Here is a 14,368-nt window from a genome sequence, read left to right on the forward strand (position 1 = left end):
ACCGCCTGCCGATGTCAGCCGTCTTTTCCATCACTCCTGCCGACAAGAACCGACTGGCCGCCAGCGACCTGCCACCGCGGGTACGTGAGCTGTTGGGCGCGCTGATCGGCCTGTGCCGGCAGACGCTGGCCGCGCCCCTGATCCTGACGGTGGAGGCGCTGGAGCAGAATCTGCTTCACGACGCCGACCGCGCACGTAATCCGCAGCAGCAGGCCGAGCTGATGGCGCAGCGTGGGCAGCTGCATGCGTTCTCCGGCCACTTCGCCGACCGTATGCTCGACGCCGTGGCCGATGCCCTCGCACGGCTGCGCGAACCGGCCAGCGGTGTCAGCACCAGTGCTACGCCGCCAGCGCTGCCGGGCATGCTCGGGCTGTCGCTGGTCGATGAGCATGAAGTGGATCGCGACCTGCTGCTGACCGAGATGGTGCGGCGCGAGACGCTGCGTTCAACCAACACACTGAACCTGCTGGGCCAACGCCTGGGCGTACTGGCGGCGGCGCCGGCCTTCGAGGCCGACACCCTGCCACTGGCACCGCAGGCACTGTGCGCGATGGTGCGCCGGATTGCCGAACAGGACGCGCTGAGCGTCGAGGTACAGCTGGCGCTGTATCGCAGTTTCGAACGGCAGGTGCTGGAACGGCTGGGCGATATCCTTGACCGTGCCAATGCCCTGCTGGCCCAGTCCGGCGTACTGCCGGGGCTGGTCTACACCCCCTACCTGGCACGCTCGTCGAGCACGCGGCGGATCATCACCCAGTCGGTGGGTGGCGGCCGCACCACGCAGCCGGCCAAGCGCGCCGCAGCCCCGCTGACCGGCTGGAACGGTTCGGCACCGGCCGGCTCCTGGTCCAGCCTGGTACAGGACGCCTTCCACGGGGGCGGCGCAGCCGGCCCCGCCACGCCGGGCGTAACCACGTCCACCGGCGGTGCATTGCATGAACTGCTGCAGCAGGCACGGCATGCCCGCCCTGCCCCGGCGGACAGCGGCGCGGTGCCCAGCGCGGCAGTCGACGCGGTCCTCGCGCGCCTGCAGGCCCAGTCCAGTGCCGCAACCGGAGTGGCCGACCTGCAGGCTGCCGTGGTCGCGCAGCTGCGCAGCGAGCATGGTGCGCAGGCCCAGCTGGGCAGTCACGACCGTGACAACCTCGACCTGCTGCGCATGCTGATGCAGCAGGTGCAACAGCAGCAGCGTCCCGATCCGGTGCCGGCCGCGCTGCTGGCGCGCCTGCAGGTGCCCCTGGCGCGCGCGGCCATGGCCGACCCGGGCTTCTTCGTGCGCGACGAACACCCCGCGCGTGAGCTGCTCAACCAGATCGCCGAAGTCGGCGCCAACTGGCTGGGCGATGACGATGTGGACCCACAGCTGCTGCAGCGCATGGCGCAAAGCGTGCAGGGCCTGCTGGGGCAGGATGCACGTGCGCCGGAGGCCTTTGCCGCCGCCAACGAAGACGTGCAGCAGCACCAGCGCGCGGCGGCCCATCGTGCCGAACTGGCCGAGCGCCGCCATGTGGAAGCCGCGCGCGGCAAGGAACGATTGGAACTGGCCCGTCGCCAGGCCACCGCGCAGATCGACCAGTGCTGCGACACGCAGTCGCCGCCGCGCTTCGTGCAGACCCTGCTGCGCCAGGCCTGGGCCGATGCACTGACCCTCACCCGCCTGCGCCATGGCGACGATTCGCCACAGTGGCAGGAGCGCCTGCAACAGACCGAGCGCATCGCTGCCATCACCGCACAGGCCATCGACGCCCCTGGCGGCACCGATACCGCGCTGGCAGCGGAGGTGGAAGCCGCACTGCTGCAGGTCGGCTACCACGCCGAGGAAGCCGCCGCCGTCGCGCGCAGGCTGGCCACGCCCGGCGGCGAGGATGAAAGCACCTCGCGTACCGAGCTCAGCGCACGCCTGAAGGCACGTGCGCGCCTGGGCGAGCACGCCGGCACGAACAGTGGCACCGCACCTGCCACACCGCGCAGCAGTGCTGAAGAAGCGGCCTACCAGCAGCTGTCCACGCTGCCGTTCGGCAGCTGGTTCGACATCGATACGGGCGATGGCACGCTGCGCCGCCAGCGCCTGTCCTGGTACAGCCTGCTGACCGGCCACGCGTTGTTCGTCAATGCGCGCGGGCAGAAGATCACCGATACCGACCTGGATACGCTGGCACGGCAGATCAGTGCCGGGCGCGCGCAGCTGGTCACCGAAGACAAGGGCCGGCTGGTCGACCGTGCCTGGGAAGCCAGCCTCGGTGCGCTGCGTGCACTGGCCACGGGCCGCGCACAGGAGACCCCCGCATGAAAGCCGTACCGCCGCAGGACACCCGCCGCGCGCCGCGCCGCCAGGTCTCGGACCTGGTGCCGGTCACCGACCAGATGCGCGAGTGCGTGGTCGGGCGCCTCGGCAATGTCTCCGAAACCGGCATGCTGATGCTGGCCAGCGTGCCGCTGCGCGAGGATGCGCTGTACCAGCTGCGCTTCCCGTTGCCACTGGGTGATGGCCGCCAGCAGGCCATCGACGTGGGCGTGCATCTGCTATGGAGCGAGCCCGCGCACGTACCCGGGCAGAGCTGGACCGGCTTCCGCTTCCTCACCCTGTCACGCGAGCATCGGCAGCTGCTGCGGCAGTGGGTGGGCGAGGACAGCGACGAGGGACCGGTTTCGACGGCCTGAGTGCCGGTTCCGGCACAGCGGTTTTTCGCGGTATGCGGCAGAATCTAGGGCCGTTTTCCGTGTCGAGCCACCGCAATGATCCAGCAAGACCCCGGCGCCCTGTATTCCGACCACCTGGCCGTGCTGTGCCGACGTGCCGAACAGGCGCTGGCCCGCGGTGGCTTCGATCACCTGGTGGTGCCCAGCGGCACCCTGCACTACCAGGTGTTCGACGACCGCGACTACCCATATGCGGTCAATCCGCAGTTCAAGGCTTGGCTGCCGCTGACCCGCGTGCCCAACAGCTGGATCGTGTTCACCCCGGGCAAGCGCCCGGCCGTGATCTTCCACCAGCCCTTCGACTACTGGCACGTGGTGCCGGACGCCCCCAGCGGCTGGTGGGTGGAGCACTTCGACATCCACATCATCCGCAAGCCCGAAGAGGCGCTGGCCCTGCTGCCGGCCGACCCGGCGCGCTGCGCGATCCTCGGCGAACCGCAGAGCGCGCTGGGCAACTACGCGCCGAACAACCCGGCGCCGGTGGTGAATTACCTGGAATGGCACCGCGGCAGCAAGACGCCGTATGAGATCGCGCTGATGCGTCAGGCGCAGGTGCTGGGCGTGCGTGGCCACCGTGCCGCCGAAGCCGCGTTCCGCAACGGCGCCGACGAGTTCAGCATCCACATGGCCTATTGCCAGGCCGTCGGCCAGGACGCCAACGAGCTGCCGTACGGCAACATCGTGGCCCTGAACGAGCACGCTGCGGTGCTGCACTACACCGAGCTGGGCCGCAAGGCGCCGCAGCCGCTGCGCAGCTTCCTGATCGATGCCGGTGCCAGCGCCTACGGCTACGCCAGCGACATCACCCGCACCTACGCCGCGCAGGGCCACGACGAGTTTGCTGCGATGATCGCCGCCGTCGACGCGGCCCAGCAGCAGATGTGCGCGGCGGTGCGCCCGGGCTTCGACTACAAGCAGCTGCACGTGGACGCGCATCTTTCGCTGATGGGCGTGCTGAAGGACTTCGGCGTGATCAAGGTATCGCCGCAGACCGCGCTGGAGACCGGCGTCAGCGCCGCATTCTTCCCGCACGGCATCGGCCACCTGATCGGCCTGCAGGTGCACGACGTGGCGGGTTTCGCGGCCAGCGACGAAGGCGGCCGCATCGAACGCCCGGCCGGCCACCCTTACCTGCGCCTGACCCGCGTGCTGGAACCGGGCATGGTGGTGACCATCGAACCGGGCCTGTACTTCATCGACATGCTGTTGAACGAAGTGAAGGACGCCGGCCATGGCGATGCGATCAACTGGGAGCGCGTGGACTTCTTCCGCCCGTATGGCGGCATCCGCATCGAAGACGAAGTGCTGTGCACAGAGGGCGAGGCGGACAACCTGACGCGGCCGGAGTTTGCGGCGGCCAACGGCTGAGCCCCTCGTGGTTGGGCGCTCAGAGCAAAAGCCGCGGTTGGCGGGGCGGGATGGGTTCGCGGGGGACGCCGTGAATCCGTCCGTGGAGGCTTGGCCGCGGCATCCATGCCGCGGACACCCCCGCGCCCCCATCCCCCCCCCCCTCTGACAGTTGCCTGCCGCGTCCAACCGCGGAAAAGAAAAAAGAAAAGCAGAAGCGGGTCGCTTGCTGCGCTCGCTCCGTGTCGACCAAGGTCGACACCTACCAACAGCCGCGCGAACCAACAACCGCAATTGCCAGTAGATCCACGCCATGCGTGGATGATTCATTCGATGTCTGACAGATGTGCCGACCAACGGTCGGCACCCACCAACAGCCCCGTGAACCTGTCGAAGGCGGGGTACTGTGGGTTTGCGGGGTGTGAGCCGCATGGATGCGGCGACCAAGCCTCCAGGGATGGATTCACGGCGTCCCCGCAAACCCACAGTGCCCCGCCAGCCCACGGATAGCCCGCTGTTGCTGTTGCTGTTGCCTCTGCGGGTGCAGGGCTGCAAGCCCTGCCGACCCCCCTTACCCCGCCATCACCGCTTCGATCTCGTCGGCGCTGCGCGCCAGGCCTTCGGTCAGCACACGATGTCCGTGATCGGTAATCAGCACGTCGTCCTCGGTACGGATGCCGATGCCGCGCCAGCGCGGCTCCACCGTCGTGTCGTCCACGCCGATGTACAGCCCCGGCTCGATGGTGAACGCCATGCCCGGCTCCAGCAGGCGTGAATCACCGGCGAGGCGGTAATCGCCTACATCGTGCACGTCCAATCCGATCCAGTGCCCGGTCTTGTGCCGGTAGAAACGCTGGTACAGGCCCTCGGACAGGTTCTTTTCCAGCGTGCCCTTCAACAGGCCCAGCCGCAGCAGGCCTTCGGTCAGGGTCTGTACCGCCGCCAGGTGGCCAGCCTCATACGGCACGCCCGGCTTGGCCTGGGCCAACGCAGCGGCCTGCGCATCGCCGACCAGGTCGTGCAGTGCACGCTGCTCGGCACTGAAACGGCCATTCACCGGGAAGGTGCGGGTGATGTCGCTGGCGTAGCCGCGGTATTCGGCACCGGCATCGATCAGCACCAGCTCACCATCGCGCGAACGCGCGTTGTTGTCGCGGTAATGCAGGATGCAGCCGTTGCGGCCGGCACCGACGATGCTGCAGTACGCCGGCACGGCATCGTTGGCACGGAACACACGCTCCAGCTCGGCCTGCAGTTCGTATTCGTGGATACCTGCCTTGGCCACCTGCATCGCAGCCAGATGCGCACGCACGCTGATCTGCGCGGCGTGGTGCATCAACGCGACTTCCGCACCCGACTTGAACAGGCGCTGCTCGTGCAGCAGGTGGCCCAGCTCCAGGAACTCATGCGGTGGCTGCGCGCCGTGGCGCACCTGCGAACGCACGCGGTTGACCCAGCCGATCAGCTTCAGGTCGAAGTCGGCATCGCGGCCGAAGTGGTAGTAGACGCGCGAGCGCCCTTCCAGCAGGCCCGGCAGGATGTCGTCCAGATCGTCGATCGGGTAGGCATCGTCCATGCCGTACTGCGCCACCGCCCCTTCCTGGCCGGCGCGGCTGCCGTCCCAGGCCTCGCGCTCGGCATCGCGTTCGCGGCAGAACAGGATGGCCTCGCCGTGGCGCCGGCCCGGAATCAGCACCAGCACCGCTTCCGGCTCCGGGAAGCCGCTCAGGTACTGGAAGTCCGAATCCTGGCGGAACGGGTAATGGGTATCGAGGCTGCGCACCTTCTCGGCTGCGGCCGGCAGTACCAGGATCGCGTCCTCGCCGGCCATGTCCATCAGCTGGCGGCGGCGACGCTTGTATTCGCCGGCCGCGATGCCGGTGCGCTGCTTGATGTCCATCAGTTCAGGCGCTGCCGATGGCGCGAGGCCAGCACCACGTCACCGTGCAGCAGCAGCACCGCCACGCGGATGAATTCCTCGATCTCCGACAGGGCTTCGTCGTCATCATCGCCGCCGGCCTCGAAATCCTCGCTGGAGGCGCGGGCCAGGCTGGCCATGTCGGTCAGCGCTTCCTCGCCCTCTTCGGACAGGGCTGGCCGGTTGCCACCACTGCCCAGACCGAAGCCGCCCAGGAACGAGCGGGTCCAGCTGAACATGGCATCGGCCTGCGCGGACACGTCATCGTTGTCGGTCAGCAGCAGTTCGAAGGCGAAGTCACGGTCTTCCAGCTGCTTGATGGTGGCCTGCAGCAGCTGCCCCAACACGCTGTCGGCGGCCACCGGCGGCAGGTTGTCGTCGGCCAGCACGCGCGCCGGCCAGTCATTGCCGGGGGCGCCGCCGGCGGCCAGCCAGCCACACAGCGCGCCGTGCAGCTCGGCAGCGGTGGCGCCCAGGCCCAGCTCCTGGCTGGCGCGGGTAACGTCGTCGACGGAGGGAAGTTCGGTCATCGTGCGGCTCGTTCGGAAAGGAAACCCGGGGCGCGCACGCGCGCGCCCGTGAGACCCCGTAGTGTAGCAACCCGACGGCATCCTCTCCGCAGCCGTCCAGCCTTGCTGCGACAACGCTTGACCGCCCTTACCCGGCTTGCCTATCGTGCCCGTATGGAACCCGCTGATCCCCTTGCCCAGCTGCAGGACTTCGCCGCCCGCGTGGAAGCGTTGCTTGAACGCAACCAGCGCCTGGCCGAGGAGAACCGCAGCCTGCGCCACCAGCAGGAACAGCTGGTGGCCGAGCGCTCGACGCTGCTGGCCAAGAATGAGCAGGCACGTTCGCGGGTGGAAGCAATGATCAGCCGGCTCAAATCCCTGGAGCAGCACACATGAGCGCCGAACCGGTCAGTGTCCGCATCCTCGATCGTGAATACACCGTGGGCGTCGGCGGCGATGAACGCGACAGCCTGATGGCCGCCGCGCGCCTGCTGGATGCGCGCATGCGCGAGATCCGCGGCAGCAACCGCATGGCCGCGGTCGATCGCGTCGCCGTGCTGGCCGCGTTGAACCTGGCCCACGAACTGCAGCTGCTGCGCGACGAAAACGCCCGCCAGGCGGTGGCCCTGCAGCAGACGCTGGCCGACCTGAACCGGCGCCTGGACCGCGCCATCGACGGCAACGCCTGAAGGTCGTGCACAACGCGTCTTCTCATATCTGAATTGGCACGGACTGTTGCCGACGAACGGCCTATCCAGATCCTGCGTGCTGGCTATAATGGCCACGCGTTCTCTGCGGTACTCGACGGCATGTGCAAACATTCGCCTTGTCCCTTAAGAACGACACCGGGAGCGCGACAGCGCCGGGAGTGCAGGTCCGCCTTGTAGCGGGAAGCCCGATGGTTCTCCAGCGTTCCCACTTGAGCCCCCGGGTTCAAGGTCGTTTCGCATGCATCGACATTGCGGAGAATGCAATATTCCAGCAAGGGCGGCGTCTTCGGGCGTCGCCCTTGTTCTTTGCGGCACAATGACGGCTGATCCTTGCCGCACGCTGCCATGACCGACCCGCGCCAGGCCCTGCGCCACGACCTGCGGCAACGCCGCCGTGACCTTTCCGCCGCTGAGCGCATCGCCGCCGCCGAATCCCTTGCCGATGCCCTGCTGGCGCTGCCGTTCGCCCCGCGCGAAGGCGCCGTGGCTGGCTACTGGGCGCTGGATGGCGAAATCGCCCTGCACCGCTGGCAGCTGCAACTGCCCGAAGGCCTCACCTACTGCCTGCCGGTGCTGGCCGGTGAGGTGCTGCGCTTCGCACCGTGGCGGCCGGGGCAGCCGCTGACCAGCAACCGCTACGGCATTCCCGAACCGGACGTGGCGCTGGAAGACACCCTGGAACCAGCGCAGATGGCGCTGGTAGTGACCCCGCTGGTGGGTTTCGACGCGCAGTGCCGGCGGCTGGGCATGGGGGGCGGCTGGTATGATCGCAGCTTCGCCTTCCGCCACGATCGGCCGGCGCCGCCCTGGCTGGTCGGTGCTGCGTTTGCGGTGCAGCAGGTCGAGTCCTTGCCGGTGGCGTCGTGGGACGTGCCGGTGGATGCGATCTGCACCGAAGACGGCACCCTGTTCCCCTCCGCTGCCCCCGTGAACGCATGACCGCCCGCAAGCGCTACTGGCTGATGAAGTCCGAACCGGACGCCTTCTCCATCGATGACCTGGCCAAGGTCAAGGTCGAACCCTGGAACGGGGTGCGCAACTACCAGGCGCGCAACTTCATGCGCGATGGCATGCAGGTGGGCGACGGCATCCTGTTCTACCACTCCAATACCAAGGTGCCGGGCATCGTCGGCCTGGCCACGGTGGCCAGCACGGCCTACCCGGACGACACCCAGTTCGATCCGAAATCCGACTACCACGACCCCAAGAGCACGCGCGAGAACCCGCGCTGGATGCTGGTGGACGTGGCCTTCGACCGCAAGCTCAAGCAGGTGATCGCGCTGGACGAGATCAAGCTGCACGCTGATGAGCTCGGCGAAGGCTTCCCGCTGGTTGCCAAGGGCAACCGCCTGTCGGTGTTCCCGGTGACGGCCGCGCAGTGGAAGCTGCTGCTGTCGCTGGAAAAGAAATCCTGATTCCCTGCCTGAGAGTTCTCCCATGTCCGAAGCCAAGCGCCTGGCCGCCGAGAAAGCCATCGAGTACGTAGAAGACGGCATGATCGTCGGTGTCGGCACCGGTTCCACCGTGGCCTATTTCATCGATGCCCTGGCCCGCATCCAGCACCGCATCAAGGGCGCCGTATCCAGCTCCGAGCAGAGCACCGCGCGCCTGAAGCAGCACGGCATCGAGGTGATCGAGCTGAACCACAGCGGCAACCTGTCGCTGTACGTGGACGGCGCCGATGAGTGCGACGCCAACAAGTGCCTGATCAAGGGCGGCGGTGCCGCGCTGACCCGCGAGAAGATCATCGCCGAGGCCAGCGAGCGCTTCATCTGCATCGTCGACCCGAGCAAGCAGGTGCCGGTGCTGGGCAAATTCCCGCTGCCGGTGGAAGTGATCCCGATGGCGCGCAGCCTGGTCGCCCGCCAGATCCGCGACATGACCGGCGGCCAGCCGACCTGGCGCGAAGGCGTGGTCACCGACAACGGCAACCAGATCCTGGACATCCACAACCTGCAGATCACCGATCCGGAAAAGCTGGAGCGCGAACTCAACCAGCTGCCGGGCGTGGTCTGCGTCGGCCTGTTCGCACGCCGCCGCGCCGATGTGGTGATCGTCGGCGGCGAGCCGCCGGTCGTGCTCTGACCCTTTCGAAGGATCCTGACGATGTCGCTGTTGCGTTCGCTGCTGATGCTTCCGCTGCTGGCCCTGGCCGGCTGTGCCACCGACGCGGCCCGCCATTGGGTCGAGCTGGATGGCGCCCGCTACCAGGTCGAGCTGGCCACCAACGATGAAACCCGCGCGCGCGGGTTGATGTTCCGCGACCAGATGGCCGCCGACCACGGCATGCTGTTCATCCACGACCGCGAGGAAATGCAGGCGTACTGGATGAAGAACACGAAGATCGCGCTGGACATCCTGTACTTCGACAGCGAGCGCAGGCTGGTCAGCCAGCAGCGCGACGTTCCGCCGTGCTCGGCCGGCGACATGTGCCCGCCGTATCCCAGCGGTGGCCCGGCCCGGTACGTGCTGGAGCTCAATGCGGGCCAGGCCGAGAAGCTGAAGCTGAAGGACGGCACCGCGCTGACCTTCGGCCCGGGCATCGAGTAGATCCTCGCCCTGCGTTGAGGAGGAGCGGTAGGCGCCGACCTTGGTCGGCACTGACTTGCCGCGCGCTGGCTGGCTGTGGTGTGGACCAAGGTCCACACCCACCGGAAACCCATCGCCCCAGGCCGTGACTTTTTCACGCGGCACCGCTTGAAACCGCCTGCAAATGTCGCCAGTCTGTGGTCATGCAGGACCGGATCTCTCTCCCCGACTGGGATGCACTGGCCGACCTCGAAGACGAGGCGCTGCCACTGTTGCCGACCGCACTGCTGATCGCGCGCGATGAATACCCCGATCTGCAGCCGTCCACCTACGACGCGTTGATCCAGAGCCATGTCGACCACCTCCGCTCGGAAGTGGACAGCATCGACAACAGCCCGCTGAAGATGGCAGCGATCAACCGTCACCTGTTCGACGAGCTGGGCTACAGCGGCGACCACGACGAGTACTACGACCCGCGCAACAGCTACCTCAACCAGGTATTCGAGCGGCGCCTGGGCAACCCGATCTCACTGGCGCTGGTGCAGATGGAAGTCGCGCGCCGGCTGGGCATTCCGCTCGATGGCGTGTCCTTCCCCGGCCACTTCCTGGTGCGCCTGCCGGTGGACGACGGCGTGCTGGTGATGGACCCGTTCAACGGTGGCCGCCCGTTGGACGTGGACGAACTGCGCGAGCGGGCCAAATCACACTTGGGTGGGCAGATGCCGGACGACCAGGTGCTGGCGCAGATCCTTGACCCGGCGCCGGCGCGCGCGATCCTGATGCGCATGCTGCGTAACCTGCATGGCGTGTATGCCGAGGCCGGCGAGTGGGACCGCGCTGCACGCAGTGCAGATCGCCTGCTGAAGCTGGCCCCGGAGCAGGACGACGCGCTGCGGGATCGCGGCCTGGCCTATCTGCAGCTGGAATATCTGGCCGGTGCCCGCCACGACCTGGGGCAGTACCTGAAGCGCAATCCCGAGGCCAGCGATGCGCAGTGGCTGCGTGAGAAGCTGATCGACCTGGGCGGGCCGGTGCCGCGGCTGCATTGAGGGAGTCGGTGTGTGGACCAACGGTCCACACCCACCCCAACGGTCCGCACCCACAGAAGGGCCTGCAGGCCCTACCGGTCAATCGACTTCAACCATCTCGAAATCGGCCTTGGTCACCCCGCAATCGGGGCAGGTCCAGGTCTCGGGGATGTCCTCCCAGCGCGTCCCCGGCGCGATGCCCTCCTCCGGCAAGCCTTCCGCTTCGCTGTAAAGGAAGCCGCAGACCACGCACATCCAGGTGCGCAAGGTGGTGGGGGTGGCATCGCTCATCGGATAATCAGGGCTGGATTCACGGGCCGCCATTGTCCCATCGCGGCCCACGCACCGGTAGCCATCGATGACTTCTGCTTCCCCGGCGCCCCGCGGCGTCTACCTGATCACCCCGGACGAGCCCGATACCGCGCGCCTGCTGGCCCGTACCGCGCCGCTGCTGGCCGCTGGCGCCACCTGGCTGCAGTACCGCAACAAGACCGCCAACGACGCGCTGCGGCAGGAACAGGCCACCGCCCTGCAGGCGCTGTGCGCGGAGCGCGGCGTGCCGCTGATCATCAACGACGACCCGGCGCTGGCCAAGGCCGTGGGCGCGGCCGGCGTGCACCTGGGCGGCACCGACGGTGACATCCCCAGCGCGCGCGCCCTGCTCGGCCCCGACGCCATCATCGGCGCCTCCTGCTACGACCAGTTGGCCAATGCCGAGAAGGCCGTGGCTGCCGGCGCCAGCTACGTGGCCTTCGGCGCGTTCTTCCCGACCACCACCAAGATCACCACCAGCCGCGCCCATACCGACCTGCTGCGGCAAAGCGCCGCACTGGGCGTGCCGCGGGTGGCGATCGGCGGGCTGACGCCGGACAATGTCGGTCCCATCATCGACGCCGGCGCCGACCTGGTGGCCGTGGTCAGCGGCATTTACGCCGCGCAGGACCCGGTCGCGACCCAGCGCGCCTACCTCGCCCAGTTCGCGTAACGCCCAGGAAAGCCCCATGAACCACGACCAGTCCCACGCCCTGTTCTCCCGCGCCCAGCAGCTGCTGCCGGGCGGCGTCAATTCGCCGGTGCGCGCGTTCAAGTCGGTCGGCGGCGAGCCGTTCTTCGTCGAACGCGCCGACGGCGCCTACCTGTACGACGTCGACGGCAACCGCTACATCGACTACGTCGGTTCCTGGGGCCCGATGATCGTCGGCCACAACCACCCGGCGGTGCGCCAGGCGGTGAAGAAGGCGATCGGCAACGGGCTGTCGTTCGGTGCGCCGTGCGCGGCCGAAGTGACCATGGCCGAAACCATCACCCGGCTGGTGCCGTCGTGCGAGATGGTGCGCATGGTCAACTCCGGCACCGAGGCCACGCTGTCGGCGATCCGGCTGGCGCGTGGCGCCACCGGCCGCAACCGCATCGTCAAGTTCGAAGGCTGCTACCACGGCCACGGCGACTCGTTCCTGGTCAAGGCCGGCAGTGGCATGCTGACCCTGGGCGTGCCGACCTCGCCAGGCGTCCCGGCCGGCCTGAGCGAGCTGACCCTGACCCTGCCCTACAACGATTTCGAAGCTGCCACCGCGCTGTTCGAACAGCAGGGTGACGACATCGCCGGCCTGATCATCGAACCGGTGGTCGGCAACGCCAACTGCATCCCGCCGCGCGAGGGCTACCTGCAGCACCTGCGCGAACTGTGCACGAAGCATGGCGCGCTGCTGATCTTCGACGAAGTGATGACCGGCTTCCGCGTCGCCCTCGGCGGTGCGCAGGCGCACTACGGCATCACCCCGGACCTGACCACCTTCGGCAAGATCATCGGCGGCGGCATGCCGGTGGGCGCCTACGGCGGTCGTCGCGAGCTGATGCAGCAGATCGCCCCGGCCGGCCCGATCTACCAGGCCGGCACGCTGAGCGGCAACCCGGTGGCGATGGCCGCTGGCCTGGCGATGCTGGAGCTGATCCAGCAGCCGGGTTTCCACGCCGACCTGGCCGAGCGCACGGCGCGCCTGTGCGCCGGCCTGGAAGCCGCCGCCGCCGAAGCCGGCGTGGCGGTGACCACCACCCGCGTGGGCGCGATGTTCGGGCTGTTCTTCACCAACGAGAAGGTGGAGACCTATGCACAGGCCACCGCCTGTGACATTCCGGCGTTCAACCGCTTCTTCCACGCAATGCTGGACCAGGGCGTGTTCCTGGCACCGTCTGCGTACGAGGCCGGCTTCCTGTCCAGCGCGCACGACGATGCCGTGATCGAAGCAACGCTGGCCGCTGCACGCGTGGCGTTCAAGGCCGCCAAGGGCTGATCGCAAAAAGGGGACGGAGCGGATCAAGTCGTTTGTACACAAACGACTTGATCCGCTCCGTCCCCTTTTTTCAACCGAAGACGAACTTGCCCTTCATCATCGCGAAGTGGCCGGGGAACGAGCAGAAGAAGGTGTAGTCACCGCCCTTCTGCAGGCCCTGGGTAGAGAAACGCACACGCGTGGTCTCACCACCGCCGATCACCTTGGTGTGCGCCAGCACGCGCTTGTCGGCCTTCGGCAGGTAGCTGTCGGCCAGGGTCATGCGCATGCCCGCCATCGCAACCGGCTGATAGTCGGCGGTGCGGGTCAGCACCCAGTTGTGGCCCATCGCGGTAGTGGCCAGCTTGCCGGTGTGGCGCAGGGTCAGGTCCACGGCGGTGCAGTCGGCGGCGACCTTGATCTCGCGGCTGCTGAAGCTCATCTGGTCGGTGCTGTCGATGCTCACCGCACACACCCGCGCCATCGCCGACGGCGCCAGCATCAGCGCGCCCACTCCCACTGCCACCCTCCAAGCCTTCATCGTTGCATCTCCTGCGGATTCAAGCGCCATTCTAGGCAGGCCCCTGTGGCCGCGTCTGCGACCGTCTGTCGCATGGCTGCTCCAGGGTTTCCCGAGTGTTCACTGCAATGGCATGCTCGGCCGATGCGGATCGATCTGTTGCTGTTGGATGTGGATGGCGTGCTGGTGCAGTACCAGCGCGCGCAACGCGTGCTGCACCTGGCCCAGGCGCTGCAGGTTCCGGCGCAGGCCGTGCAGGCCGCGCTGTATGACAGCGGACTGGAAGCGGCGCATGACAATGGCACGCTGGATGGCCCGGCCTATCTGGCGCAGCTGGGGGAGCGTCTGGGCACGACTGTCGATGTGGCTGCATGGACCGCGGCGCGGCGGGCCGCCAGCCATCCGCAGGCTGCCGTGCTGCAGCGGCTGCAGGCCCTGCAGCTGCCGATGGCGGTGCTGACCAACAACGGCGCGCTGATGCAGCAGGCCTTGCCTGCCCTGCTGCCGGAACTGTACCCGGCCCTGCGGGAGCGCGTGTTCTGCAGCGCCGGTTTCGGCCTGCGCAAACCCGCACCGGAAGTCTTCCTGCGCACGCTTGAGGTACTCGGCGTGGCGCCTTCGCACACGCTGTTCATTGATGACCTGTTCGCCAATGTGCGCGGCGCACGCGCTGCCGGCCTGCACGCGGAAACCGTGCGCGATGGCCGGGGATTGGGCAAGGTGTTGAAGCGCTATCGGATCGCATGACGCGCTGTAGAGCCGAGCCCATGCTCGGCTCCTGTTGCCTGACATCGCGATGAGCCGAGCGTAGGCTCGGCTCTACAGATGCCTCTGCA

17 protein-coding genes and 1 other RNA gene are annotated in these 14,368 nt (G+C 67.8%); 14 read left to right on the plus strand and 4 right to left on the minus strand.

Features of this window, described 5'->3' with window-relative positions; all coding sequences use genetic code 11:
- Positions 1-11 precede the first annotated feature (11 nt).
- The 3 genes from AC5QAH_RS13320 (at position 12) to pepQ (ending at position 4,069) form a co-directional block, all read left to right on the plus strand.
- On the plus strand, positions 12-2,291 hold the full coding sequence (locus AC5QAH_RS13320) for a DUF1631 family protein (RefSeq protein WP_224328521.1): 2,280 nt from the start codon (positions 12-14) through the stop codon (positions 2,289-2,291).
- On the plus strand, positions 2,288-2,662 hold the full coding sequence (locus AC5QAH_RS13325; protein ID WP_010484030.1) for a PilZ domain-containing protein: 375 nt from the start codon (positions 2,288-2,290) through the stop codon (positions 2,660-2,662). Before AC5QAH_RS13320 ends, AC5QAH_RS13325 begins: the two co-directional genes overlap by 4 nt.
- Positions 2,663-2,737: 75 nt before the next feature.
- The gene (pepQ, locus tag AC5QAH_RS13330; protein ID WP_071306608.1) at positions 2,738-4,069 is read left to right on the plus strand and encodes a Xaa-Pro dipeptidase; all 1,332 of its coding nucleotides are present in this window, start codon (positions 2,738-2,740) and stop codon (positions 4,067-4,069) included.
- Positions 4,070-4,619: 550 nt separating this feature from the next.
- Here pepQ and AC5QAH_RS13335 read toward each other — a convergent pair.
- Both AC5QAH_RS13335 and AC5QAH_RS13340 read right to left on the minus strand, forming a co-directional pair.
- A complete protein-coding gene (locus tag AC5QAH_RS13335; RefSeq protein WP_349744444.1) occupies positions 4,620-5,942 on the minus strand; it encodes an aminopeptidase P N-terminal domain-containing protein in 1,323 nt (440 codons plus the stop codon).
- A 5-nt stretch (positions 5,943-5,947) separates the two neighbouring features.
- A complete protein-coding gene (locus tag AC5QAH_RS13340; RefSeq protein ID WP_010484027.1) occupies positions 5,948-6,496 on the minus strand; it encodes a YecA/YgfB family protein in 549 nt (182 codons plus the stop codon).
- Positions 6,497-6,649: 153 nt separating this feature from the next.
- Between AC5QAH_RS13340 and AC5QAH_RS13345 the strand changes: the two genes are divergently transcribed.
- The 8 genes from AC5QAH_RS13345 to AC5QAH_RS13380 all read left to right on the plus strand — a co-directional run bounded on the left by AC5QAH_RS13345 (position 6,650) and on the right by AC5QAH_RS13380 (position 10,763).
- Positions 6,650-6,871 carry a TIGR02449 family protein gene (locus AC5QAH_RS13345; RefSeq protein ID WP_005410898.1) on the plus strand — a complete coding sequence of 74 codons (222 nt, stop codon included), beginning with the start codon at positions 6,650-6,652 and terminating at the stop codon, positions 6,869-6,871.
- Positions 6,868-7,164, plus strand: a complete 297-nt coding sequence (locus tag AC5QAH_RS13350; RefSeq protein WP_010484026.1) for a cell division protein ZapA — start codon at positions 6,868-6,870, stop codon at positions 7,162-7,164. The genes AC5QAH_RS13345 and AC5QAH_RS13350 overlap by 4 nt, the downstream gene beginning before the upstream one ends.
- 97 nt (positions 7,165-7,261) lie before the next feature.
- Positions 7,262-7,447: non-coding RNA, 6S RNA (ssrS, locus tag AC5QAH_RS13355), on the plus strand.
- 83 nt (positions 7,448-7,530) lie between these two features.
- Positions 7,531-8,124, plus strand: a complete 594-nt coding sequence (locus AC5QAH_RS13360) for a 5-formyltetrahydrofolate cyclo-ligase (RefSeq protein ID WP_241875303.1) — start codon at positions 7,531-7,533, stop codon at positions 8,122-8,124.
- Positions 8,121-8,600 carry an EVE domain-containing protein gene (locus AC5QAH_RS13365; protein ID WP_019338636.1) on the plus strand — a complete coding sequence of 160 codons (480 nt, stop codon included), beginning with the start codon at positions 8,121-8,123 and terminating at the stop codon, positions 8,598-8,600. The genes AC5QAH_RS13360 and AC5QAH_RS13365 overlap by 4 nt, the downstream gene beginning before the upstream one ends.
- 22 nt (positions 8,601-8,622) lie before the next feature.
- Positions 8,623-9,270, plus strand: coding sequence for a ribose-5-phosphate isomerase RpiA (gene rpiA, locus AC5QAH_RS13370; protein ID WP_006389802.1), 648 nt, complete (start codon positions 8,623-8,625; stop codon positions 9,268-9,270).
- Between the two features lie 21 nt (positions 9,271-9,291).
- Positions 9,292-9,735 carry a DUF192 domain-containing protein gene (locus AC5QAH_RS13375; RefSeq protein WP_010484023.1) on the plus strand — a complete coding sequence of 148 codons (444 nt, stop codon included), beginning with the start codon at positions 9,292-9,294 and terminating at the stop codon, positions 9,733-9,735.
- Positions 9,736-9,917: 182 nt separating this feature from the next.
- The gene (locus AC5QAH_RS13380; protein ID WP_010484022.1) at positions 9,918-10,763 is read left to right on the plus strand and encodes a SirB1 family protein; all 846 of its coding nucleotides are present in this window, start codon (positions 9,918-9,920) and stop codon (positions 10,761-10,763) included.
- Positions 10,764-10,841: 78 nt separating this feature from the next.
- Here the strand turns inward: AC5QAH_RS13380 and AC5QAH_RS13385 are convergent, their stop codons facing one another.
- Positions 10,842-11,066: a rubredoxin gene (locus tag AC5QAH_RS13385; RefSeq protein WP_014038358.1), complete on the minus strand. Its 225-nt coding sequence runs from the start codon at positions 11,064-11,066 to the stop codon at positions 10,842-10,844.
- 34 nt (positions 11,067-11,100) lie between these two features.
- Between AC5QAH_RS13385 and thiE the strand changes: the two genes are divergently transcribed.
- Entirely contained in the window at positions 11,101-11,727 is a 627-nt protein-coding gene (thiE, locus tag AC5QAH_RS13390) for a thiamine phosphate synthase (protein ID WP_010484020.1), read from the plus strand.
- 16 nt (positions 11,728-11,743) lie between these two features.
- Positions 11,744-13,033 (plus strand): glutamate-1-semialdehyde 2,1-aminomutase, encoded by a 1,290-nt coding sequence (gene hemL, locus AC5QAH_RS13395; RefSeq protein ID WP_010484019.1) that lies wholly within the window; start codon positions 11,744-11,746, stop codon positions 13,031-13,033.
- Between the two features lie 70 nt (positions 13,034-13,103).
- Here hemL and azu read toward each other — a convergent pair whose 3' ends face one another.
- A complete protein-coding gene (azu, locus tag AC5QAH_RS13400) occupies positions 13,104-13,553 on the minus strand; it encodes an azurin (protein WP_019338772.1) in 450 nt (149 codons plus the stop codon).
- A 123-nt stretch (positions 13,554-13,676) separates the two neighbouring features.
- Between azu and AC5QAH_RS13405 the strand changes: the two genes are divergently transcribed.
- Positions 13,677-14,279, plus strand: a complete 603-nt coding sequence (locus AC5QAH_RS13405) for an HAD-IA family hydrolase (protein WP_010484017.1) — start codon at positions 13,677-13,679, stop codon at positions 14,277-14,279.
- Positions 14,280-14,368 lie beyond the last annotated feature (89 nt).

This window comes from Stenotrophomonas sp. YJH_SMC_43 (assembly GCF_059372535.1).